The organism is Paenibacillus pasadenensis (genome assembly GCF_023715725.1).
GTDB classification, from domain to species: domain Bacteria; phylum Bacillota; class Bacilli; order Paenibacillales; family Paenibacillaceae; genus Paenibacillus_O; species Paenibacillus_O pasadenensis_A.
Map to the genome: position 1 here is coordinate 217,285 of NZ_JAMBOT010000004.1, position 22,098 is coordinate 239,382.

General features: G+C 53.8%; 20 protein-coding genes and 1 riboswitch. Of the genes, 5 read left to right on the top strand and 15 right to left on the bottom strand.

Going from position 1 to position 22,098, the window contains the following annotated elements; all coding sequences use genetic code 11:
• Positions 1–2: 2 nt before the first annotated feature.
• The 3 genes from M3223_RS12375 to M3223_RS12385 all read right to left on the bottom strand — a co-directional run bounded on the left by M3223_RS12375 (position 3) and on the right by M3223_RS12385 (position 3,293).
• A complete protein-coding gene (locus M3223_RS12375; protein ID WP_251561808.1) occupies positions 3–1,745 on the bottom strand; it encodes a sensor histidine kinase in 1,743 nt (580 codons plus the stop codon).
• A 143-nt stretch (positions 1,746–1,888) separates the two neighbouring features.
• On the bottom strand, positions 1,889–2,710 hold the full coding sequence (locus M3223_RS12380) for a DUF695 domain-containing protein (RefSeq protein ID WP_251561810.1): 822 nt from the start codon (positions 2,708–2,710) through the stop codon (positions 1,889–1,891).
• 187 nt (positions 2,711–2,897) lie between these two features.
• Entirely contained in the window at positions 2,898–3,293 is a 396-nt protein-coding gene (locus tag M3223_RS12385) for a DoxX family protein (RefSeq protein ID WP_251561812.1), read from the bottom strand.
• 168 nt (positions 3,294–3,461) lie between these two features.
• Here M3223_RS12385 and M3223_RS12390 point away from each other — a divergent pair, with 168 nt between their 5' ends.
• Positions 3,462–3,770 carry a winged helix-turn-helix transcriptional regulator gene (locus M3223_RS12390; RefSeq protein ID WP_251561814.1) on the top strand — a complete coding sequence of 103 codons (309 nt, stop codon included), beginning with the start codon at positions 3,462–3,464 and terminating at the stop codon, positions 3,768–3,770.
• 151 nt (positions 3,771–3,921) lie between these two features.
• Positions 3,922–4,854 (top strand): J domain-containing protein, encoded by a 933-nt coding sequence (locus M3223_RS12395; protein WP_251561816.1) that lies wholly within the window; start codon positions 3,922–3,924, stop codon positions 4,852–4,854.
• Between the two features lie 116 nt (positions 4,855–4,970).
• Here the strand turns inward: M3223_RS12395 and sdhB are convergent, their stop codons facing one another.
• From sdhB to M3223_RS12410, 3 genes are read right to left on the bottom strand one after another with little or no spacing between them, the layout of a single operon-like run.
• On the bottom strand, positions 4,971–5,741 hold the full coding sequence (gene sdhB / locus M3223_RS12400) for a succinate dehydrogenase iron-sulfur subunit (protein ID WP_251561818.1): 771 nt from the start codon (positions 5,739–5,741) through the stop codon (positions 4,971–4,973).
• A gap of 18 nt (positions 5,742–5,759) precedes the next feature.
• The gene (gene sdhA, locus M3223_RS12405; protein ID WP_251561820.1) at positions 5,760–7,508 is read right to left on the bottom strand and encodes a succinate dehydrogenase flavoprotein subunit; all 1,749 of its coding nucleotides are present in this window, start codon (positions 7,506–7,508) and stop codon (positions 5,760–5,762) included.
• 29 nt (positions 7,509–7,537) lie between these two features.
• Positions 7,538–8,203 (bottom strand): succinate dehydrogenase cytochrome b558 subunit, encoded by a 666-nt coding sequence (locus M3223_RS12410; RefSeq protein WP_251561822.1) that lies wholly within the window; start codon positions 8,201–8,203, stop codon positions 7,538–7,540.
• A 240-nt stretch (positions 8,204–8,443) separates the two neighbouring features.
• Between M3223_RS12410 and M3223_RS12415 the strand changes: the two genes are divergently transcribed.
• Positions 8,444–9,373: a LysR family transcriptional regulator gene (locus tag M3223_RS12415; protein WP_251561824.1), complete on the top strand. Its 930-nt coding sequence runs from the start codon at positions 8,444–8,446 to the stop codon at positions 9,371–9,373.
• 105 nt (positions 9,374–9,478) lie between these two features.
• On the opposite strand, the gene M3223_RS12420 is transcribed toward M3223_RS12415, so the two are convergent.
• Both M3223_RS12420 and M3223_RS12425 read right to left on the bottom strand, forming a co-directional pair.
• On the bottom strand, positions 9,479–10,156 hold the full coding sequence (locus tag M3223_RS12420) for a potassium channel family protein (RefSeq protein WP_251561826.1): 678 nt from the start codon (positions 10,154–10,156) through the stop codon (positions 9,479–9,481).
• A 19-nt stretch (positions 10,157–10,175) separates the two neighbouring features.
• On the bottom strand, positions 10,176–11,531 hold the full coding sequence (locus M3223_RS12425) for a TrkH family potassium uptake protein (RefSeq protein ID WP_251561828.1): 1,356 nt from the start codon (positions 11,529–11,531) through the stop codon (positions 10,176–10,178).
• Positions 11,532–11,616: 85 nt separating this feature from the next.
• A riboswitch (cyclic di-AMP (ydaO/yuaA leader) is annotated at positions 11,617–11,798 on the bottom strand.
• Between the two features lie 236 nt (positions 11,799–12,034).
• Here M3223_RS12425 and M3223_RS12430 point away from each other — a divergent pair.
• Positions 12,035–13,663, top strand: coding sequence for a CPBP family intramembrane glutamic endopeptidase (locus tag M3223_RS12430; RefSeq protein ID WP_251561830.1), 1,629 nt, complete (start codon positions 12,035–12,037; stop codon positions 13,661–13,663).
• 536 nt (positions 13,664–14,199) lie between these two features.
• Here the strand turns inward: M3223_RS12430 and M3223_RS12435 are convergent.
• Entirely contained in the window at positions 14,200–15,174 is a 975-nt protein-coding gene (locus tag M3223_RS12435; RefSeq protein WP_251561833.1) for a hypothetical protein, read from the bottom strand.
• A gap of 3 nt (positions 15,175–15,177) precedes the next feature.
• A complete protein-coding gene (uvrC, locus tag M3223_RS12440) occupies positions 15,178–17,121 on the bottom strand; it encodes an excinuclease ABC subunit UvrC (RefSeq protein ID WP_251561835.1) in 1,944 nt (647 codons plus the stop codon).
• 277 nt (positions 17,122–17,398) lie between these two features.
• Here uvrC and M3223_RS12445 point away from each other — a divergent pair, with 277 nt between their 5' ends.
• Complete coding sequence (locus tag M3223_RS12445) at positions 17,399–17,551, top strand: YqzM family protein (protein ID WP_251561837.1); 153 nt, start codon at positions 17,399–17,401, stop codon at positions 17,549–17,551.
• 146 nt (positions 17,552–17,697) lie between these two features.
• Here the strand turns inward: M3223_RS12445 and M3223_RS12450 are convergent, their stop codons facing one another.
• The 5 genes from M3223_RS12450 to dnaI form a co-directional block, all read right to left on the bottom strand.
• Positions 17,698–17,886, bottom strand: coding sequence for a YezD family protein (locus M3223_RS12450; RefSeq protein WP_251561838.1), 189 nt, complete (start codon positions 17,884–17,886; stop codon positions 17,698–17,700).
• Between the two features lie 3 nt (positions 17,887–17,889).
• Positions 17,890–18,786, bottom strand: a complete 897-nt coding sequence (cysW, locus tag M3223_RS12455; protein WP_251561841.1) for a sulfate ABC transporter permease subunit CysW — start codon at positions 18,784–18,786, stop codon at positions 17,890–17,892.
• Between the two features lie 11 nt (positions 18,787–18,797).
• Positions 18,798–19,631: a sulfate ABC transporter permease subunit CysT gene (cysT, locus tag M3223_RS12460; protein WP_251561843.1), complete on the bottom strand. Its 834-nt coding sequence runs from the start codon at positions 19,629–19,631 to the stop codon at positions 18,798–18,800.
• A 42-nt stretch (positions 19,632–19,673) separates the two neighbouring features.
• Positions 19,674–20,804 (bottom strand): sulfate ABC transporter substrate-binding protein, encoded by a 1,131-nt coding sequence (locus M3223_RS12465; RefSeq protein WP_251561845.1) that lies wholly within the window; start codon positions 20,802–20,804, stop codon positions 19,674–19,676.
• Positions 20,805–21,055: 251 nt separating this feature from the next.
• Positions 21,056–22,030, bottom strand: coding sequence for a primosomal protein DnaI (dnaI, locus tag M3223_RS12470; RefSeq protein ID WP_251561847.1), 975 nt, complete (start codon positions 22,028–22,030; stop codon positions 21,056–21,058).
• Positions 22,031–22,098: the final 68 nt, after the last annotated feature.

Sequence of the window (22,098 nt, forward strand, 5' to 3'; positions counted from 1 at the left end):
CCTCAGTCCCCCTGGTTGTCAAAGTAAATGCGAAGCTCGGCGCGTAATCCGCCCCATGCGCTGCGGGCTACCGTAACGCCGCTCCGCTCTCCGAATTGAAGCTGAATTCTGCGGCTTACGTTAATTAATCCTGTTTTCTCCGAGAGCGTTGACGCGTTCGAAAGCTTTTGCTGCAGGCTGGACAGCGACGCGTCCGTCAGGGCATCTCCGTCATCCTCAACAACGATGGACAAAATATAGTCTTGAAACGTTACGGCCATTCTGACGTTCCCGCGGCGCATCCCGTTTTCGAACGCATGCTCAAAAGCATTTTCCACCAGCGGCTGTACGATAAGACGGGGAACCTCCAGCGATGTGACGGCTTCAGGAAGCACGGACGCCTCCACCTCTATCCGGTTAGAGAACCGGATGCTCTGAATGTCGCAGTAGTCAAGCGCATGCTGGTACTCCTCGGCTAACATGACGTTATCCTTGCCGCTGCGCGTAATGAACCGGTAATAACCTCCAAGCTTTTGCGCAAGCATGGCAGAGCTTTCCATGTCGCCGCTTTTGCAAATCATATAAAGATTAAAAAAGCTGTTGTATAAAAAATGAGGATTGATCTGCGACTGCAGCTGCTTCAGCTCGGACTGCTGGAGAGCGATTTTTTGCTCATAATTTTCATTGATGGAATACCTCAGCTTATCAACCATCCGTTCAAAATTGCGGTACATATATCCAAATTCATTATTTGGCTGCTGGTCCCGAAGGGTTACGATCAGATTATCCGTCTCCAGCTTTTTGAACGCCTGAATCAGCTTTTTAATCGGCTTATGGATCATAACATTAATGGAGTAGGAGAAAAGAATAACGATGCCAATTGAGATGAAGGAGAAAAGAATGAACCAGAAGTTGAATTTTTTGAGGGGTTGAGTGAGCTCGTTTTCGTTGGTAAATGTATAAAGCGTCAAGCCTAATGCTTGAATCGGCGTGCTGGTTATCATATATGTTTCACGTTCGGCTTTAACCGTAACAAAGTCCTTCGCCTCTTTTTCGGCCAGGAGAGAGGCATTGGCGCGAATCAGCTCCACCATCGGCTCTTTGGTTTTCACCGATATAATCTTATCAAATGAGTCATTAGCTAATAGGGCGCCGGAATCCTTCGTATATTGAACCAGATTCAGAAGCGTCTCCTCCAGCTTCGGAATTGAAAGCTCCATATACACGATAATACTGCCGTTGTTGATGGATTGGATCAGAAACATCTTGCCGTTCATGTAATGAAAAGGCTTCCCCGGCTGGCGTATGTCATAGCTGGATAAAATCGAAAACTCAATATCTCCGCCGGCTCTCATAACGCCCTTTTTCGTTGAAATCGTTCTTCCGAGCGTTTTTACATAGGCTCCAACATCAACGAGAAAAGCGCTGGAATCCTGAATCGTAACCAGCCGTTCGCTGACCCGGTTAATGGACTGGAAATCTTCAAATTCACTCAGCTGTCCGCCCAAAAAGCTTAATTTTTGCAGATCGGAATCGTTCAAGAGATGATATTGCTGTTTGCGGACAAAATCGATTTGATCGTTTAATTGACTGGAATAAAAGGTGATGTTGGATAAACTTGTGTCCGCGACTCCTTGTTTCATCCGTGAAAGCCCGGACATGTTCATCCATAAATTCATGAGATAAACCGGCAGCATCATAATGACAAAAACGATAATCACCCGCTGATACACGTGCAAATCTGAAAGTTTCTTTAGCTGCTTCAACGGCCTGCCCCTTCCATCTCGTTGCATCCAAAATAAAAAACACCTCTCCTGTACAAAAAATAATGGAAAGGCAGATGAAAGTCCAGCATAACAAAAAGCCCCTCTAATTAAATTTAGAGAGGCTGGCGCATCTATTTCATCCGTTAACTTTTTGATCTGCCCGATAAGCCTGGCGGACAAAGTCTTTTTTTGATCCACAGCTTCAGACGGTAAATCGCCGATTGTTTCATAACCGAGCCCCAGCCGTCATATTTGCCTCCGTTGCCCCCAAGCATCCGGTACAGCTCATCCACCCTGCCGTTTACCGTCTCTAGGCGCACATCTTCGTAACGGCTTATGACAAGCGGGTACGGGAATTCCGGCTCCGGCTCGCCGCTTTTGCCCTCCTCAATCCGGTAGCCCATTCCTTCCAGCTTCATTCTCATTATGGTGCGGTCATCCGGCTCGCGGAACAGCAGCCAATGATAAACGTTGCGCGGCTGGCGGATATCGTCGCCCCGGTTGAGCAGCGCGAAAACCATTTGAGCGTTATGAATAAACAGCTCCTCCAGCGTGTTGGGCAGCATATATCGATAAAAAGTCCAATCGGGATCGGCTTTGGAGTAATAATGCAGCCGGTACTCCCGGTGTTCGGCAAGCGCCGATTCCAACGGCTCGAACGAGGCGTTTTCGCTCATATAATAATAATATTCCAGCTTTTTTGGCGTATTGATTCGTCCAACATAAATCGATTGGCCCGATGCCGAAACAGCTGTTTCAAGCTGCTGCTCCAGGCTTTCCAGCTCGGCGATCATACGGGTTTTGTTTTTTTGCTGGCTGCGCACCGAGTACAGATTAATCGTTATCGACAGGAGACGGCCCAGCTCTTGCGGAGGAGCTTCTTTTTTCCAGGCGCAATTGACCAGGATCCGCATATGCTCCTTCGACTCCGACACGCGTTCAAAAAATCCCCAATCATCCGGCATGGTTACACCCCTCTCGTAATCTGTCGTCTGTTCATTATAGCGAAACCATTCCGCCTTCTCATCCTTTTTAACCGGGTTTCTTATGTGAGAGACGAAATGGAGTCGAAAAAGTTGCGCTTTTCGCGCAGATTCCGCTTTTTGGAAAAGCCCAAAAAACCCCTCGCAGGAGGGGTTTTTCCATTTGGGTTTATAGTAAAGCGTCGATGGAATATTCACCGGCGCCGATCAGAGCAATCGCCACCGCAACCGCGATCAGCACGAGATTGTATTCATAACCGTTGGAGGTGGCCCATAGTCCGTTCCGGCCGTGGACTTTGAAAATCGCCACCAGCATCGGCACGATAATCAATGCGGCTGCAACCCATACCCACAGGCCGAGAGCCAGCAGCAGGCCGCCAAGCAGCTCTGAAAGGCCGGCTAACACCGCCATAAGCACGCCTGGTTTAACGCCGATCGATTCCATCCATCCGGCCGTTCCTTTAATGCCATATCCGCCGAACCATCCAAACAGCGTTTTTGCTCCGTGACCTACGAACAACAGCCCTACTACAACCCGCAAAATCAATAATCCAACATCCACCATGTTTACCCGCTCCTTTGAATAAGTCTCTGTTTACTGGATGCGCTTATCATATCGTAAGTTACTAACTTTAGTCAAGCATATATTTAAATGTTATTTAATTAGACGTGAGTCGCTTACATTTCCTTAGTCAATATGGTACAATAACGGCAACAGAAGGAGTGATGAGAAATGGACTACTCCACAATGTGTCCTAAATACGAAGCGGCCATGGAGCTGCTCGGCAAAAAGTGGACGGGGTTAATTATCCGTGTGCTGCTTGGCGGGCCGAAGCGCTTTAAGGAAATTAAGGAACAGATTCCGGAGATGAGCGACAAGATGCTTACCGACCGGATGAAAGAGCTTGAGCACTGCGAGATAGTGACGCGCAAAGTCTATCCGGAAATGCCGGTCCGGATTGAGTACGAGCTTACAGATAAAGGGCATAATCTGGAGCCAGTTATTGAATCCATTCAAAGCTGGGGAGAACATTGGATGTAACTTGCCCGCCGCCGACACCGGCGGCTTTTTTTTATTCTGATTGTATGCGGCGCTTGTTCAAAATAAGACCGGTCCATGGGAAGACTTGGCTCAGGCCTGCTCGCGGCTTATACTAGAAGAGACACTTATTTGTGGACAGTGAGGGTGAGGTATGGACAAGGAAAAAATCAGGCAGGCCTATGCGGAGCTGGGCTTGGAAGCGGACGCCACCAAAGAAGAGGTCGAGAAGAAATACGATCTTCTGCTTCGACGGGCAAGAAGCCATCAGAAGAGCAGTGAAGCTCCGCGTGATGGCGAGGTCATTCTGGAGCGCATTAATGCGGCTTATCGCACCATTCAGGAGCAGGAGCACGCCGAAACGACGGAAGCGTTCAACGAGCAGGCATACGGCAAATACAAAGGCATGGCCGGCACCGCCCAAAAGGTGGATCATTTTTTCAGCTACTACAAATTCCATCTGCTTGGAGCGATTGTGCTTATTGCAGCTGTGATCTACGGCGTTAACTCTTACATGGACAATCAACGGGAAAAGGCCGAGCTGGCCAAGCTGCCTCCCGCAGCAGTTGCAGTGTCATTTTTCGGCGATTTTATCGGCACGGACGGCAGCAGTCCAATCGGCGGCGGCGTCTCCTTAACAACTGCCGAGGAGCAGATCGTCAAGCGTCTTCCGGACTTTAAGCGTGCAATTGTCCACCTGACGTACATCCCGAATGATCCTAAGAGCGGCCAGGACATGGCATTGCTGCAAAAAAGCCTGATCGATCTTATCTCCAACAAAGACGACGTTTATATTATGGATCAAGTCAATTTCGAGAAGCTGGCCCGTGACAATTCGCTGATTGATCTTGGCGCCCATGCCGATAAGCTTGGCATTAATACGGATGACAGCCGTTCCGTCATGTTTGCCACAACCGACGATCCAACCCGCAAAATGTTCGGCGTAGACGTGACCAAAAGCCCGTTCATTGAAAGCATGGGCTTCGCCGGGCAAAAATTCATTGCCGCCATTCGCAGCGATTCGCAAAAGGTGGACAACTCCCTGGAGCTCATCCGTGCTGCACTATCCGATACGGCTGCGCCTTAACCTCTTCCTCGCCCCAGAGCGGCCTATACGGCCGCTCTTTTTCATTCTCGTGCCAAACCGTAACAAAAAAAGACCTCCCGTTCCCGCTGCAGAGGCGGGGACGAGAGGTCTTGCCGTTAAAAGCTCAGCCAGTTTTTGAACAGCTGCGCCGTCGTATCGCGGTTGATTGCAGCAATGGATGTCGTAAGCGGAATGCCCTTTGGACAGGAGCGCACGCAGTTCTGCGAGTTGCCGCAGCCCTCGATGCCGCCGTCCTCCATTAGCGTTTCCAGACGCTCGGCTTTGTTCATCTCGCCTGTAGGGTGAGCGTTGAACAAACGAACTTGAGAAACGGCCGCTGGACCGATAAAGCTGGAACGGTCGTTTACGTTTGGACAAGCTTCCAGGCAGACGCCGCAGGTCATACATTTGGACAGCTCATACGCCCATTGGCGCTTCGTCTCAGCCATACGCGGACCAGGACCGAGATCGTACGTTCCGTCGATCGGAATCCAGGCTTTAACACGTTTCAGCGCGTTGAACATGCGCTCGCGGTTAATGACCAGGTCGCGCACGATTGGGAAGGTGCTCATCGGGGCAACGCGCACCGGCTGCTCCAGCTTGTCTACAAGCGAGCTGCACGCCTGGCGAGGCTTGCCGTTGATGACCATGGAGCAGGCTCCGCAAACTTCCTCCAGACAGTTGGACTCCCAGCATACCGGAGTGGTCGAATTGCCGTCCGACTTGGTCGGATTGCGCTGAATTTCCATCAGGGCGGAAATGACGTTCATGTTAGGACGGTACGGAACTTCAAACTCCTCGGTATAAGGAGCCGCTTCCGGCGAGTCCTGACGGGTAATGATGAATTTAACCATTTTGCCCGCTTTGGTTGGTGTTTCGGTTGCCATTGTCGTTCTCCCTCCTCGTTAGGACTTATTGCTGGAGTAATCGCGCTTACGCGGCTTGATCAGCGAAGTGTCGATTTCCTCGTAGGAAATTTCCGGGCCTTCCGGCGTCCACTTGGCAATCGTCGTCTTCAGGAACTTCTCGTCGTCGCGTTCCGGGAAGTCCGGCTTGTAATGCGCGCCGCGGCTTTCGTCGCGGAGCAGAGCGCCCTTGGTCATGGCTTCGGCCAGCTCCAGCATGTTCCACAGCTGGCGGGTGAAGGCAACGCCGGCGTTGTTCCAGCGCGCCGTATCGTTGATGTTGATATTGTTAAAGCGCTGCTTGAGCTCTTTGATTTTGTGGATCGTTTTTTCCAGACGGTCGTTGTAGCGTACGACGGTCATGTTGTTCGTCATCCACTCGCCAAGCTCCTTGGCCAGCACATAAGCGTTCTCTGTGCCGTTCAGCTTGAGGATGGACTCGTAACGGTCCGTGCGCAGCTTCACTTCGCGATCGAAGATGCTGGACGCGGTATCCTCAGCGGACGATTTGAGCCCTTTGATGTACTCAACCGCTTTTGGTCCGGTGACCATACCGCCGAAAATAGCGGACAGCAGCGAGTTCGCGCCGAGACGGTTCGCGCCATGGTACTGGTACTCGCATTCGCCGCAGGCGAACAGGCCCGGAATGTTGGTCATCTGGTTGTAGTCGACCCACATGCCGCCCATGGAATAGTGAACCGCAGGGAAAATCTTCATCGGCAGCTTGCGCGGATCGTCGCCGACAAACTTCTCGTAAATCTCGATGATGCCGCCGAGCTTAACGTCAAGCTCCTTCGGATCCTTGTGGGAAAGATCGAGATAAACCATGTTCTCGCCGTTGATGCCGAGCTTCTGGTCGACGCAGACGGAGAAAATCTCGCGGGTCGCAATGTCGCGCGGCACGAGGTTGCCGTAAGCCGGGTATTTCTCTTCGAGGAAGTACCAAGGCTTGCCGTCTTTGTACGTCCAGATGCGTCCGCCTTCGCCGCGCGCCGACTCCGACATGAGACGGTTTTTGTCGTCGCCCGGAATTGCCGTCGGGTGAATCTGGATCATCTCGCCGTTGGCGTAGTTGACGCCCTGCTGGTACACTGCGCTCGCAGCCGTACCCGTATTGATGACCGAGTTGGTCGTTTTGCCGAAAATAATGCCGGGACCGCCTGTCGCCAAAATAACGGCGTCGGCACGGAAGGAGTGAATCTCCATCGTGCGCAGATCCTGACCGGTAATGCCGCGGCAAACGCCGTCGTCGTCTACAACCGCGCCCATGAACTCAAAATGCTCATGTTTGCTGACGAGGCCGGCAGCCTCCCAGCGGCGCACCTGCTCGTCCAGAGCGTACAACAGCTGCTGCCCTGTCGTTGCGCCGGCAAACGCCGTGCGGTGATATTGCGTACCGCCGAAGCGGCGGAAGTCAAGCAGACCTTCCGGCGTACGGCTGAACATAACGCCCATCCGGTCCATCAGGTGAATAATGCCGGGAGCCGCTTCGCACATCGCTTTAACTGGAGGCTGGTTCGCCAGGAAGTCGCCGCCGTATACGGTGTCGTCAAAATGCTCCCAAGGAGAGTCGCCCTCGCCCTTCGTGTTGACGGCGCCGTTGATGCCGCCCTGCGCGCACACGGAGTGGGACCGCTTTACCGGGACGAGCGAGAACAGATTGACGTGCACGCCCGCCTCGGCCGCTTTAATCGTAGCCATCAGGCCGGCGAGTCCGCCGCCGACGACGATAATATTATTTTTAGCCATGACTGTATAGGTCCTCCTTGTCTATCGTGTTAACCGATCCAGGTCTGTACGGCGGAAGCCGCTTCTGCGAATTCATCGCTTCTGAACGCTGCAATGGAGAGCAGGAACAATGCCGATACGATGATGAACACCCCGATCCAGATATAGGAAGAGATGCGTTGAGCGCGCGGACCGACCGTGATGCCCCAGCTGACGAGGAACGACCACATGCCGTTGGCAAAATGGAAAACGGCAGCGAGAACGCCGATCGTGTAAAGCACAACGCTGACAGGATTCGTAAAGATCTCATTCATCTGATGGCCAAGCTCTTCATGGGTCAAATTGCCTACCAGAACCTGATAACGGGTCTGATACACATGCCACACGATGAAAATAAACGTGATGACGCCTGTCAGGCGCTGAAGCGTAAATGCCCAGTTGCGGCCGTATTGGAAACGGGAGTTGTTCCAATTCGACTGATATGCAACATACAGCCCGTAGACCCCATGGAATATCAGCGGCAGGAAAATACCGAAAATCTCCAGGAAGTAAATCAATGGCAAGCCGTTCAGCATCTTAACGCTTTTATTGAATCCCTCCAGGCCCCCCTCAAACGCCGAATAGTTCGTAATGGCGTGATTGACGAGAAACAATGCAAGCGGAATTACCCCAAGCAGCGAGTGCAGCTTGCGCGTCAAATAGGAATTTCCTTTCATAACAAATGCGATCTCCTTTCCAGCCGTTTGAATACGTAATCATTGTTAACAAACCTCATTATTTTACCTCTCGCGTCAGGGAGCGTCAACAAATGACGACAAGTTACGACGGGAGCCCGACACAGATTAGCCACAGATTCCATCGTACTCTTTTTCGGCTTATAAAGATATTGTTTATTTTTTATACAATGTTATAACATAGACGCATAAGCAAATTTGCTGATCGGGAGGAAATGAGCCATGCAAGAGGATTTGCAGCTGTTCGCCGTCATTGTAGAGCAGTCCAGCATGAACAAGGCTTCCGCCCTGCTCAACCTGTCCCAGCCGGCGCTTTCGCGCAAAATCGCCAAGCTTGAAGAGGAGCTTGGCGCGCCGTTGTTCCGCCGCGTCGGCCGGCGGCTGGAGCTGACGCGGATTGGCGAGCTGACGTACGACTACGCCGTGCAGCTGCGGCAGATGCACCGGCAGTATTTGCTCACGCTGGCGGAATTCAAGCAGTCCCACCGGTTCACGCTGACGATTGGCGCCAGCCTGACGACGCTGCAGACGACGCTGCCGGATTTCATCCAGGCGCTTACGGCCAGCCATCCGGAAATCGACATCAAGGCCGTCACCGGCAAAACCCATGAGATCGTCTCGCTCGTCCGCGACAAAAAAATTGAGCTCGGCCTTGTGGCATCGGTCATAGACGACCCTCTGCTGCACTGCGTGCGCCTGTTCGACGATCACCTGGAGCTGGTGCTGCCGCGCGGCCGCGTGCTGGGAGACCGGTTCTCCATCCAGGATCTTCACGGCCTGCCGATGATTCTGTTCTCCAAAGGAACGTGGTTCCGCACGCTGACCGACGAGCTGCTGGATAAGTTCCGCCTGCATCCCGACGTGCGCATGGAGATCGATTCCTTTGAAGCCATTCTCCGTCTGCTGCATACATGCGGCGCCGCGACGCTGCTCCCCCGCTCCTACATCCGACCGCAGATGCTGGAGGACAACGATCTGGTCGTCGCCGCGATTCCCGAGCTGAAAGGAACGCGCCGCACAACGTCGCTGATTCACGGCGATCCGGCGCTGCTGGAGCCGGTCGTCCGCCAGTGGATCGCGGAGGCTGCCTCCGGTTACTCCTCGATGACACGGACTCCGCTGCATCCTCGCAACGGGCAGGCGGGCAGCTGAGCCGTTACGAATTTCCGACTTCAAAGGCGAACGCTGCCGCTCCGGTTGGGGAAGACTACTCTCTCCGGGCTCGGCCTTTGGCTCCGCTGCTTGTCCATCCCGTCTCTAACGCTCGCTCACATCGTTCTCGAAGCTTTCAATGCCCTCATTGGTGCCGATGACGACCATAACGTCTCTCTCCTCCAGCACCTGCTCCGCCTTCGGCGCAATGACAATGCCATGCGGCTTGTTAACGGCAACAATGCTGCAGCCAAACCTTTTACGCGGATCGATGTCGGCCAGCGTTTTGCCGGAGAGGCAATGCGGCACGGCCAGCTCCGCTACGGAATAATCCGAAGACAGCTCAATGTAATCCAGCAGGTTCGGCGACACAAGCTGATGCGCGACCCGAATGCCCATGTCACGCTCCGGGTAAATAACCCGGTCGGCGCCGAGCTTTTCCAGCACCCGTCCGTGCAGCTCGCTCACCGCTTTAACGACGACCTTTTTCACGCCGCTGTCCTTCGCCAAAATCGCGCTCATAATGCTTGCTTGAATGTCGCCGCCAATCGCGACGATGCAGCAGTCAAAATTGCGAATGCCGAGCGAGCGCAGCGCCTCTTCATCCGTAGAATCGGCGCACACCGTATGCGTCAGCACGCTGCTTAAATCATCGACCAGCTCCTCGTTCCTGTCGATGCCAAGCACCTCATGCCCCAGCTGAACCAGTTCTTTGCCCAGACTGGCCCCGAATCGGCCCAGCCCGATTACGCAAAATTGACTTCCTTTTGTGCCCTTGCCCATGATTATTTTGTATCCTTTCCTATCCAATAATAATTTTGCCTTCTGGATGCTTATATGATTCCTTGGATTGTTTTGGCCGCAGCGCATAGGCCATCGTGAGCGGTCCAAGCCGCCCTGCGAACATCATCATGCTGAGCACAATTTTGCTGGCGTCATGCAGTCCCGGCGTAATTCCGGTGCTCAGGCCAACCGTACCGAATGCAGAGACCGTTTCAAACAGAATCCGCAGGAAGTCCCGGTCCTCCAATGTGCTCAAAATCATTGCTCCCAACAACACAATGGCAATCGAAAGCATCGTAATCGTCAGAGCCTTCAAAATACGCTCCTTGGCCAGCCTGCTGCGAAACAGCACGATGTCCTCCTTGCCGCGCAGCATTGCCCACATCGCCGCCGCAAGCGCGGTAAACGTCGTCGTTTTGATGCCGCCGCCGGTTGAGCCGGGAGAAGCGCCAATAAACATAAGAATAATCATGAAAAACAGACTCGCCTGCGTCATCGCTCCAATGTCCACGGAGTTCGGGCCGGCCGTCCTTGTTGCAACGGATTGGAAAAGCGAAGCGAACAGCTTGCCCCCGAGATCCAGCGGGCCCATCGTTTTGGCATTTGCAAACTCGAACAGGAAAATAACGATGGCCCCGATAGCTACGAGCCCTCCCGACGCCAGCAGCACAACCTTGGAATGGAGCGTTAGCCGCCGTTTGCGCCGGAAATCCATCAGGTCCGACAGGACGATAAATCCGAGCCCGCCCAAAATAATAAGGGTAACGGTGACCAGATTAATAAGCGGGTCATTCACATATTCGGTCATGCTCCTGTAGTCGCCCATAATATCAAATCCCGCATTATTAAACATCGATATTGCATGGAAAACACCTAAATAAAGCGCTCTGCCCGGCGGCATTTCATACATGAACCGGATCGCGTACAGCAGAGCTCCGCACGCCTCAATCACAAAGGAGTACAACAGCACTCTGCGGATCAGCCGGACGATGCCTTCCATAGATCCTTGATTCATCGCTTCCTGCAGCAGCAGCCGCTCCTTGAGCGATATCCGCTTGCGCAGCACAAGCGAAAACAGCGTCGCCATCGTCATGAAGCCAAGGCCGCCGATTTGAATGAGAATCAAAATAATGACTTGGCCGGCCGTTGAATAGTGCGTCCCGGTGTCTACGACAACGAGCCCTGTCACACAAGCGGCAGAAGTCGCCGTGAACAGCGCGTCAATCCAGCGCGTTCCTGCTCCATCGGCCGTTGCAAACGGCTGCATAAGCAGCAGTGAGCCGATGAAAATGATCAGCGCAAAACCGGCAATCAGAATGCGCGGCGGCGATAGGATAAGCAGCTGTTTTAACTGCCGCTTTAAGGCTTGCATCATTCGGTTCCTGCTCCTTTTTAGTTGCACAATTACAAATTCCAGCATGACAAAAAAGCACCGGAAACACCCGGTGCTTAGCGCCTGTGAGTCCTGTCATGAAGCCTCCGAGGTTAGCTGACGGATTCGGGCATGACGGACGCCCTATCCGGTGCGGAGAATGATCTCCGGCCGGAATTCACCCCTTGCCCGCCGATACCTGACTCGGCGCGCGTTGGTTCCCCCGTTCCCGCCATCGACAAAAAAAGCGGGATTCGGCTGTTCTATATGGTCGGATTTGATTATATAGGATAGAGGACAGCTTACCAAATGCGCCCGCAAGGCATGGCAGGCGATCTAGCTCCTTTTAACGCGCTGGCATCGTCCAAGCAGGGGGGTATCCCCGCCTCGCTCGTTCTTTTGAGCGCTGGCTCACCCGGACGGGAAAGCGGCATGGATAAAAATAAAGCCGCTGTGGTAAGGTTATAGCATTGCATGGAGCGGAAGCATCGACAAGGAGGAAATTCATGAACTCATCCCGCCTGAATCAGGCAACCCGAAGGTATTTTTGGTATGGCATAATCGGTGCGGCCTTATTCTTCTTCCTGCAGATTATTCCCTCTGCTCCCGGCATTGCCGGACAAACGGAGACACCGCAGCCAATCAGCCGCGAACAGGCGCTGGAGGCTGCCTCCAGCTTTTCGCAGCAGCAATTTCAGACGCTTCCTCAAACGTCGCGCGCCGTGCATCAGGCAGACCGGCAAATGATCGGGTATTTAGCGAAAGAAAAGCTGACTAAAACCTTTGATGAGGGCGCTGGACGCAAAATACCGGTTGATCTGTGGCAGGTTACCCAGAACTTTGAAGACGGCCGCCGCTTGATCGTTGATATCGGCATGACAAGCGGAGACGTCGTCGGCTGGCGCCATCTGCTGAAACCAGCAGGGGGCTTGGAGAAAAAAGAGGCTCTGCTTGGAACGGAGCTGGATGAAGCGATTCAGCTGAAAGCGGATCAATTGGGATTAGGGCCGCTGAAGCGGGTTCAGTCGGATGGCGACGATGAGGCCAACTCCGCCCGTTATGAGGTTACCGGAATTACGATCGGCGAAGCCCGCCTGTTTGTTACGGCAACGGGAGTTAAATCCGAATCGGATGTTTTGCTCACCCGTTTTCAGGCGCAGTATGAAGCTCCAGCCGCTTACAATGCCTATACCGAAAAGCAGGATCAGCTTGCGTCAACGCTGTCGCTGCTCGGCAATTTGCTTCCATCCGGCATTATGCTTATACTGGCCGTCATTTACGCTATCGCTATGCGCCGTTTCACCTCGTTTCGGCGTGGCTGGACGATATCGCTCATTTTTCTGATTTTTTACGCCATCAACAACTTTAATATGCTGGATGGGCTGCGAGCGATGTACGGCGATCTTGCTAATGCGGAGGCCGCGGTCATGGTACAGCTCGTCATTATGCTGTTTCTTACGCTTATTATGGCGCTGTCCGCCTACTTCTCGCTTGTCGCCGGCGACGGGTTATGGCGGGCGCAGGGCCGTCCGTTATGGACAACCGGCTCCGAACCGGGCTTCGGCTCGGAGGCTTGGAGCAGCATGAAGCTCGCCTACGTGCTGGCCTTTGTGCTGCTTGGCCTGCAAACTCTTATCCTTGGCGGACTTTCCGCAGCTACCGGCGCCTGGTCGACTACGGACGTGTCGCAATCTCCATACAATACCGGCGCTCTGTGGCTGATGCCGCTGCTGGCCTGGTGCGCTGCGATTCAGGAGGAAGCCGTCTTCCGTCTGTTCGGCGTTGGGCTGCTGATGAAATGGCTGAAAAATCCTTTTATCGCCTCGTTAATTCCAACGGTTATTTGGGCGCTCGGCCACGTCTCCTACCCGATCTACCCGTCAACGACGAGACTGATCGAGCTAACGATTCTTGGTCTGCTGTTCTGCTATATTTTTCTGAAATTCGGCTTCTTTACCGCAGTCTTCACACATGCCATCATGAACTCCCTGCTGATGTCCGTTCCGCTCTTTTTGAGCGATCAGCCGCTGGAGGTTACAGCTGCCATCGTCTACGTCGCCGCTCCGGCGCTCGTCGCCTGGCTGATGCGCAGATACGGAGCTTCGCGGATGCGGCAGCCTTTTGCGCCGATGTAGTTTGTAGAGTGCGGCGGCATCGATTTGCTGCACCTCCGAAGTTGCACTCAGCTTAGTTAGCGGCAAGTGGAAATTAGCTTAAATAAAGGACCTCGTCTTCCGCATGATGCGGAGAACGAGGTCCTTTATTTGTTGCTTGAGTGTTGAGAATTGCTTGCTGCGGCAGTCGCTAACATGTACGCGCTAATTTAACGCAACGGGGAGGCTACTTGAGAACAATGCTGATGCTAGAACTCAACTGGAGGCCTGCTTGAGAAAAACGATAGACTGCGCTGCTCTAAGGCAACTGAGAGAGCTTATTTAGTCGAAAATGCCTCTTTTAGCAGCGTAACGCTACTGAGAGAGCTTATTTACGACTTAACGGCCATTTTTCTGCCAAACCGCCCTCATAACGCCTCTCAGTTGCGTTAGAATTTAAAATTGAGCGGAAACAGGCTAATAACGCCTCTCAGTTGCGTTAGAAGTTGCCGGCACCCGGAAAGTGCAGCGGCTAGGCATGTTACGAATGTTAGTCCAGTCAGGACTGAATTTCCCGGCTAGCATATCCGCCGAAACGACTCCTCCGCTTTCGGATGGGAGCCGCCAGCGCGCCGGATATGCTCATAAAAGCTTGAGGCAAATTTGAACGTATGGCCGAAATCCCAGTCGGCCTCGCGGTAGCTGCGGCTCCAATATTCCGCTTCGGCCGGCAACAGCTGCGAGCGGAGCGCTACCTGCAGCGGCAGCTTGTCCACTGGAGAATGCAGCGGCAGCAGCTCTTGCTCCGTCATGTTGCGGCTGGCTCGCAGCACTTCGGCAAGAACAAGCCAGGCGGACAGGCCTTTTCGCCGCTGTTCCGTCAATTCAAGATCGTGCAACACATTCAGCGCATGGGAGAACGTTAGCAGATGTCCGATCAGATCATGATGAGCCTCCGCTCGATAAATCACATTGAAGCGGCTCAGCTCATTCAGCACAAATCGGGACAGTTCTGACGGCTCTTCAAAATGGCTTCGCTCCGCGTCCGTGACCAGGCTTGGCTTGAGCCCCTTCACCTGCTTCGTTGTTAATCCCAGCCAAGATCGGCCCGGAATCGTTGAGCGGAAGGAGCAAATCAAATCGGCCAGATCTTGCACGAGCGAACGCGGTATGTTATCTTCCAGCAGCGCAATCGCCTGAAGGCTCAGGGCGGCATAAATTACGTTATGCCCAACCCAGTGAAGCTCTCCGATCCCCTCGTCCAAAGCCTCCGCAATTAACGTCTTCGCTTCCTCAACCGTTACAAGTCTCCCTGCCTTATCTGTGTAAAAATGATCGGGAATTCCGTGCGTTACGGCCATTTCTTCCGCCTGAACGAGCATCGCATCGCGGGCAACGGCTGTTAATTGTCCGCTATTCGCCCATAGTACAGCTGAAATCGCAGCCGCGCCGTAATGGGCATGCCAGATGTCGCCGGTCAGCGCGCGCGACGAGGCAATTGCGCGGACGCCGTAGAGGAGCAAGCCTAAATTCCGGTCGTCATATCGCTGCACAGCCTACTCCTCCTTCAGAGCTTCGACGATTCGTTCGGCCAGCTTCTCGCCAATGCCGAGCGGACGGAAATCCTCCACCGACGCTTCACGAATTTTTTTGAGCGAGCCGAAATGTTTGAGCAGCTGTTTGCGCCGCTTCTCCCCGATGCCGGAAATGGAATCGAGCCGGGACTCCACCATCGATTTGCCGCGCTGCTCGCGGTGAAACGATATGGCGAAGCGGTGAACCTCCTCCTGAATGCGCTGCAGCAGATAAAATTCCTGGCTGTCGCGCGGCAGTGCAATCGGCTCCGGCGGATCGCCGACCATCAGCTGAGCTGTTTTATGCTTGGCATCCTTGACGAGGCCGCATACGGGCACGCTCAGGCCAAGCTCGTTTTCGAGAATATCGATTGCGGCGCTAATCTGCCCTTTGCCGCCGTCCACAACGATCAGATCGGGCAGCGCCAGCCCTTCCTTGAGCACGCGCTCGTACCGGCGGCGGACGACCTCTCGCATTGTCTCGTAGTCATCCGGTCCCTGCACGGTACGGACCTTGTACTTCCGGTACTCCTTTTTGTCCGGCTTGCCGTCCGTGAACACAACCATCGCCGACACCGGATTCGTCCCTTGAATGTTGGAATTGTCAAATGCCTCGATGCGGCGTATATCCGTCATCCCGAGATAAGAGGCCAGCCCGCTCGAAGCTTTGACGCTGCGCTCTTCATCGCGCTCGATCAGCTTAAATTTCTCGTCGAGCGCCACTTTAGCGTTGTCGACCGCCATGGAGACAACATCGCGCTTGCGCCCGCGCTGCGGCATATGCACCTTCACCTTCAGCCAGCCTTGCAGCGAGGAGCGAAGCTCTTCCGCCGCCGATCCCGGCGCGGGGCCGGAATCTGCATCTTCCGAAGCAGCTCTCTCCGCTTGTCCCATATCAGCTCCCTCAGCAGACAGACCAGCTGCTTCAGCTTCAACCGTATGCACAGCTCCAGCTTGCGCTGCCTGTCCGGCAGCAGCTAATGCAGCAGCGGCCAATTCCGGCAGCGGCAGCAAAATCTCCTTCGGCAGCGCCGGATTGTCGCTGTAATACTGAGTGACGAACGTCATGAAATCGTCGTACGCCTCCCCGTAATAAGGGAAAGACGTTGTGCGCCGCTCAATCAGCTTGCCGCTGCGCATGTACAGAATTTGCACGCACATCCAGCCCTTATCGGTGGCGTAGCCAAACACGTCGCGGTCCAGCGCATCGGACAGCGTAATTTTCTGCTTCTCCATAACCGCGTCAATCGCCTGAATCTGGTCGCGGAATTCCTTAGCCCGCTCGAACTCCATCGCCTCCGCCGCCTCGCCCATTTTCCGCTGCAGCTCCGCCTTCACTTCATCCTGGCCGCCGTTCAGAAAACGGGCAATTTCCTGCACCATTGACTCGTACGTGGCGGGCTCCACCTCGAATTCGCAAGGCGCAATACACTGGCCAAGATGATAGTACAGGCATACTTTGTCCGGCAGCGTGTTGCATTTTCGCAGCGGGTACAGCCGGTCCAGCAGCTTTTTGGTCTGCTGCGCCGCGAAGGCATTTGGATAAGGGCCAAAATACTTGCCCTTGTCCTTCACAATCCGCCTCGTCACTTCCAGCTTTGGATGTTTCTCGTTTGTGATTTTAATGTAAGGAAACGTTTTGTCGTCCTTAAGCAGCACATTATAACGCGGATGGTACTGCTTGATGAGGTTGCACTCCAGAATGAGCGCTTCCATATTGCTGCCCGTTACAATATATTCAAAGTCCCGTATTTCCGAAACGAGACGTTGGGTTTTTCCGTTATGGGTTCCGTTAAAATACGAGCGGACCCGGTTTTTGAGCACCTTTGCCTTGCCTACGTAGATGATGGTGCCTTCTTTATTTTTCATAAGATAACAGCCCGGCTGGTCGGGCAAAAGCGCCAGCTTGTCCTTGATCGGGTCCATCGCCTGGAAGGCCTCCTCTCCGCGGCCCGCGGCGAAAATCCGCATGGAGCCGTATCTTCTATTGTAACATAGCAGGGGAAGCCTGGGCAGTTATCCATGGAAGGAGAACGGCTCGCAATCGGTTTCATTTTAAGCCGGACAACCAAAATTCGCCTTTACATAACTTCTGGACTCTGGGTATACTAGTATAAGTTGTCACGAAAGCGACTGTTCCTTTTGAACCGTACATCGTCACCACAAGGCTGGGACAGCGATTATGAAACGAGGAGGACGCATTATGGAGAACGTCAACGTCAGAGATCCGCGCGAGCATGTGAATGAGGAACCGCGCGACGATCTGAAGGACCTTATGTTCGGATTCGGCGGAATGCTCGGATTCATGACCGTAGCCTACATTATTATGGTCATTGTTAAATATATGATGGACTAAATTACAGAAGATGCTCCCTGATTAACCAGGCGGCATCTTTTTTCGTTGCAACTATACGATCGCGCTAGCCAATGTCAGCATAATAAATAATAACAAAAAACCTCAACCCCGCTTTAAAAGCGAAGTTGAGGCTTTTTGTGCATGGGCTAGGAAGAGCTCGAAGCCGCCTGCTGTTTGGTCAGCGAGGCTGCGTCGAAGCGTTTGCGCTCCGTGCGGTCAATCTGCACAATGCGGCCGTCATGTACCGTGATCAGTACGGAGCCATATTCCAAGCCGTTAACCTGATCCGCGATCCGATCCAGCCACGCTTCATCCAATTCTACAGGTTTAGCCATACGTTATCCCTCCCGATCTTCGTTCCGCTGTGCGGTTTTCCATTCAACCAGACTTTTGGCCCCAAGCGTAAGCAGTGCCAGCAGCATCAGCAGCGACGCCGCGGCAAAAGAGGCTGAAAATTGATATTCGTTATACAAAATTTCCACATGCAGCGGCAATGTGTTCGTTTCCCCCCGGATGTGCCCGGATACAACCGACACGGCGCCGAATTCGCCCATGGCGCGGGCGTTGCAGAGCACAAGCCCGTACAGCAGCCCCCATTTGATATTCGGAAGGGTTACGCTCCAGAAAATACGGAAGCCTTTGGCGCCAAGCGTCGCCGCAGCTTCTTCCTCCAAAGTGCCCTGCGCCTGCATCAGCGGGATGAGCTCTCTTGCAACAAACGGGAACGTAACAAACATCGTCGCCAAAATAATGCCCGGAGTTGCAAATACAACTTGCAAGCCGCGGTCATCGAGCCAAGGCCCAAGATAACCTTGCGCGCCGAACAGCAGCAAAAACATAAATCCTGCAATAACCGGCGACACCGAAAACGGCAGGTCAATCAGGCTCAGCAGCAGATTTTTGCCACGGAAGGAGAACTTGGCGATGAGCCACGAGGCTGCGATGCCAAAAATCGCATTCAGCGGCACTGCGATGGCAGCCACCAGAAGCGTAAGCTTCAGAGCGGATACGGCGTCAGGATCAGTAAGCGCGCTGATGTACACGTCCCAGCCGCGTTTCAAGCCTTCGACAAATACGGTAACGAGCGGCAGCAGCACGACGACCGTCAGAAACAGGACGGCGATGCCGATCAGCAGCCATTTGACGGCGCGCGGCTCGGTTGTCGGAGTTGTCCGGCTGCGGTCGGCAGCCGGATCGGCTTTTGTTGCACGCGAGGTTGCAATTCCTCCAGCCATGCGGTCGCCTCCTATTCCGCCAGCGTGCGCTTGCCGGCGCGCCACTGAATGTAGTTGATGACAAGCAGCATGGCAAAGGACATCAGCAGCAGCACAACGGCAATCGCTGTTGCCTGCTCTAGCTCGAACGATTCCAGCCGGGTCATGATGAGCAGCGGCGCTATTTCGGTTTTCATCGGCATGTTGCCCGAGATGAACACAACGGAGCCATATTCGCCGATGCCTCTTGCAAACGCCAGCGCAAAGCCGGTAAGCAGCGCCGGGGTCAGCTCCGGCAGCACAACCCGGAAGATTGTGCGCCAGCGCCCTGCTCCCAGCATAACCGCTGCTTCCTCCACTTCTTTATCCATATCCTCCAGCACCGGCTGAACGGTCCGCACGATAAATGGAAGACCGATAAAAATCAGCGCGATCGTAATGCCAAGCGGCGTAAAGGCCACCTTAAGCCCGAGCGGCTCCAGCCATTTGCCGATCCAGCCGTTTGGCGCATAAATTGCGGTCAGCGCCACGCCGGCAACGGCGGTCGGTAGCGCAAACGGCAGATCAACGAGGCTGTCGAGCAGTCTTTTGCCAGGAAAGCGGTAACGTACGAGCACCCATGCCACGATCATGCCGAAGACGACGTTGACGAGCGCCGCGGCGAGCGAGGTCAGCAGGCTGATTTTGTAGGAAGCCAGCACGCGGGGGCCGGTCACGGTGGACCAGAATCCCCCCCAGCTGAGCTCCATCGTTTTCAGAAAAATGCAGGACAGCGGAATCAGTACGATAATGCCGAGATAAAACACGGTAATACCCATTGTCAAGCCGAAGCCGGGAAGAACGCTGCGGGACCGGGAACCTTTCATGTGAGGTCAGCTCCTGTCGGGAAATTAATCGGCAGCCCCAGCTTATTTGGAGCCCGGCGTATAGATTTCGTCAAACGTTCCGCCTTCGGCAAAGTGTTTCTTTTGCGCCTCGGCCCAGCCGCCGAAATCTTTGTCAATTTGCAGCAGTTCCAGCTCTTTAAATTTGTCTTTGTACTGCGCCGCAATATCGGGATTGATTGGACGGTAGAAGTTTTCGGCGGCGATTTTTTGCCCCTCTTCGCTGTACAGATACTTCAGATACTCCTCGGCCACCTCACGGGTGCCTTTATCGTCAACAACCTTATCCACCACAGCTACCGGAGGCTCCGCCAAAATGCTGAGCGAAGGATACACAATCTCGAATTTATCGCCAAGCTCTTTCTGGGACAGGAAAGCTTCGTTCTCCCAAGCCAGCAGCACGTCGCCGATGCCGCGTTCCGTGAACGTCGTCGTGGAGCCGCGCGCCCCGGAATCAAGCACGGGAACGTTTTGGAACAGCTTTTTGACGAATTCCTTCGTTTTGGCTTCGTCGCCGCCGTCCTGTTTCTGAGCGTAGCCCCATGCAGCCAAGTAGTTCCAGCGCGCTCCGCCAGAGGTTTTCGGATTCGGAGTAATAACCTCTACGCCCGGTTTAATCAGATCGCCCCAGTCTTTAATGCCTTTGGGATTGCCTTTGCGAACAAGGAATACGATGGTGGATGTGTACGGGGCGCTGTTGGATTCGAATTTGGTGCTCCAATCCTTATTCAGCAGGCCGTTTTCGGCAATGGCGTCAATGTCGTAGCCCAGAGCGAGCGTCACCACGTCCGCTTTCAACCCGCCAATAACGGATAGAGACTGTTTGCCGGAGCCGCCATGCGATTGTTTGATCGTAACCTCTTGGCCGGCTTTTTCCTTCCAGTACTTGGCGAAAGCGGCATTGAACGATTCGTACAGCTCGCGGGTAGGATCGTAGGATACGTTGAGCAGTTCAACCGGTTCCTTTGAAGCCGGCTTGGGGTCTCCTCCAGCATTGTTCGCCGCATTTGCAGCTGTGTTCTCGGAAGGAGCATTCGTTGGCGATGCGTTGTTGGAGCTGTTGTTTCCGGAGCCGCAGGCCGTCAGGCCAAATGCGAGCGAAGCGGTAAGAAGCAGGACAGGAAGCTTGCGAAGGCTGTTTTTTGTCTGTGTCATTTAAATACACACCCCTTGGCTTATTTAGGTCCGCTCATACCGGTGGTCCGGAAACAAGTCGATAATTCCTAGTTGTTTAGTTGGTTTATGCCACAAATCATACCAGTCTATTCCTATAGGTGTCAACGGGTTTTTTCATCTGATTTTATTAAGCGTATAAGAGATGCTTATATTACGTTTGCTCCCCTCATTTTTTACGTAAAAAAACAAAAAAAAACCCAGCTCGCTGAGCCGGGCTTCATTCAAGTCAGTTACTCTTCGCTGCCGGTTTCCTTACGTCCGCGCTTGTTGGTGCCTTTAACTAACACCACATCGACAAACGGACGAATCCGGTCCATGATGCGCCGTCCCTTGTGATATTCCTCCCCGTCCTTGCTGGTGAAGCTGAAATGCTGCTCCAGATCGTCCAGCATATGGTTCGAGGTGTAAAAGGTCGGTTTGCGCTCCATCCGGTAGTTTAGAATGGACCCCATCACATGGTCGCGCACCCACGGGCTTAAATTCTCCGCGCCGATGTCGTCAAAAACGAGAATGTCAGCCTCTTTCATCAGGTCGATCGTTTCCTTGAGCCGCGCGGGCTCGCCGAACATCGCCTTGAGATCCTCCACAAAATCCGGCATGTATACAATGACGCCAGAATAGCCGATTTTGGCCAGCTCGCCGAGCAGGTAGCCCATGAGGAACGTTTTGCCGGTGCCAAACGTACCGGTCAAATACAGCCCCTCCGGCTGGAGTCCGCCTTCCTTCGTACGCCGGATGTACTCTAGCACCTTCATTACGGCTGGAGAGCGCGAGCGGTCCTTCATCAATATCTCGTCCGCGGAATAGGCATTCGCCAGCGTCTTTTCACTCACGTAAAAGCTACGGATGCGGGAGCGAATCGCTTCCTCGTTGCGTCGGGCAATGAACTTGCGGCAGGCCGTTTTGCGGTCAATTAGCCGCAGCTCCCCGGCAGAGGAATCCGCCGATAGAAGCGTGTAATGCCCTTGAAAATCGTTCGGACATTGATCCAAGCCGGGACATTCGGTGCAGTTGCGATGCTCCCGAACGTACTGGTACACCAGATTGGAGTTGCGGCGCAGCATATCCTCGTCCAGCTCAGGATGCTGCTCCCGCAGCTTGCGCACTTTGGGATCGTTCATCAGCTCATTCAGCTGCTCCGCCGCACGGGCACGAATCTTGTTCCCGCCCGGCATTGTTTTTAACAGGTCGCGCAGAGATTCCATCTGCCCTCTCCTCCTTATTCCACCAATTGCCGCAGTTCGGCAACTTTGGCCCTTCTTAAGGGCGTTTG

Bases quoted from the DNA above. Each gene is read 5' to 3' on its own strand.
- M3223_RS12380 (WP_251561810.1), bottom strand. From the start codon at position 2,710: ATGCCGGATGATTGGGGATTTTTTGAACGCGTGTCGGAGTCGAAGGAG.
- M3223_RS12385 (WP_251561812.1), bottom strand. From the start codon at position 3,293: ATGGTGGATGTTGGATTATTGATTTTGCGGGTTGTAGTAGGGCTGTTG.
- M3223_RS12390 (WP_251561814.1), top strand. From the start codon at position 3,462: ATGGACTACTCCACAATGTGTCCTAAATACGAAGCGGCCATGGAGCTG.
- M3223_RS12395 (WP_251561816.1), top strand. From the start codon at position 3,922: ATGGACAAGGAAAAAATCAGGCAGGCCTATGCGGAGCTGGGCTTGGAA.
- sdhB (WP_251561818.1), bottom strand. From the start codon at position 5,741: ATGGCAACCGAAACACCAACCAAAGCGGGCAAAATGGTTAAATTCATC.
- sdhA (WP_251561820.1), bottom strand. From the start codon at position 7,508: ATGGCTAAAAATAATATTATCGTCGTCGGCGGCGGACTCGCCGGCCTG.
- M3223_RS12410 (WP_251561822.1), bottom strand. From the start codon at position 8,203: ATGAAAGGAAATTCCTATTTGACGCGCAAGCTGCACTCGCTGCTTGGG.
- M3223_RS12415 (WP_251561824.1), top strand. From the start codon at position 8,444: ATGCAAGAGGATTTGCAGCTGTTCGCCGTCATTGTAGAGCAGTCCAGC.
- M3223_RS12420 (WP_251561826.1), bottom strand. From the start codon at position 10,156: ATGGGCAAGGGCACAAAAGGAAGTCAATTTTGCGTAATCGGGCTGGGC.
- M3223_RS12425 (WP_251561828.1), bottom strand. From the start codon at position 11,531: ATGATGCAAGCCTTAAAGCGGCAGTTAAAACAGCTGCTTATCCTATCG.
- M3223_RS12430 (WP_251561830.1), top strand. From the start codon at position 12,035: ATGAACTCATCCCGCCTGAATCAGGCAACCCGAAGGTATTTTTGGTAT.
- uvrC (WP_251561835.1), bottom strand. From the start codon at position 17,121: ATGGACCCGATCAAGGACAAGCTGGCGCTTTTGCCCGACCAGCCGGGC.
- M3223_RS12445 (WP_251561837.1), top strand. From the start codon at position 17,399: ATGGAGAACGTCAACGTCAGAGATCCGCGCGAGCATGTGAATGAGGAA.
- M3223_RS12450 (WP_251561838.1), bottom strand. From the start codon at position 17,886: ATGGCTAAACCTGTAGAATTGGATGAAGCGTGGCTGGATCGGATCGCG.
- cysW (WP_251561841.1), bottom strand. From the start codon at position 18,786: ATGGCTGGAGGAATTGCAACCTCGCGTGCAACAAAAGCCGATCCGGCT.
- cysT (WP_251561843.1), bottom strand. From the start codon at position 19,631: ATGAAAGGTTCCCGGTCCCGCAGCGTTCTTCCCGGCTTCGGCTTGACA.
- M3223_RS12465 (WP_251561845.1), bottom strand. From the start codon at position 20,804: ATGACACAGACAAAAAACAGCCTTCGCAAGCTTCCTGTCCTGCTTCTT.
- dnaI (WP_251561847.1), bottom strand. From the start codon at position 22,030: ATGGAATCTCTGCGCGACCTGTTAAAAACAATGCCGGGCGGGAACAAG.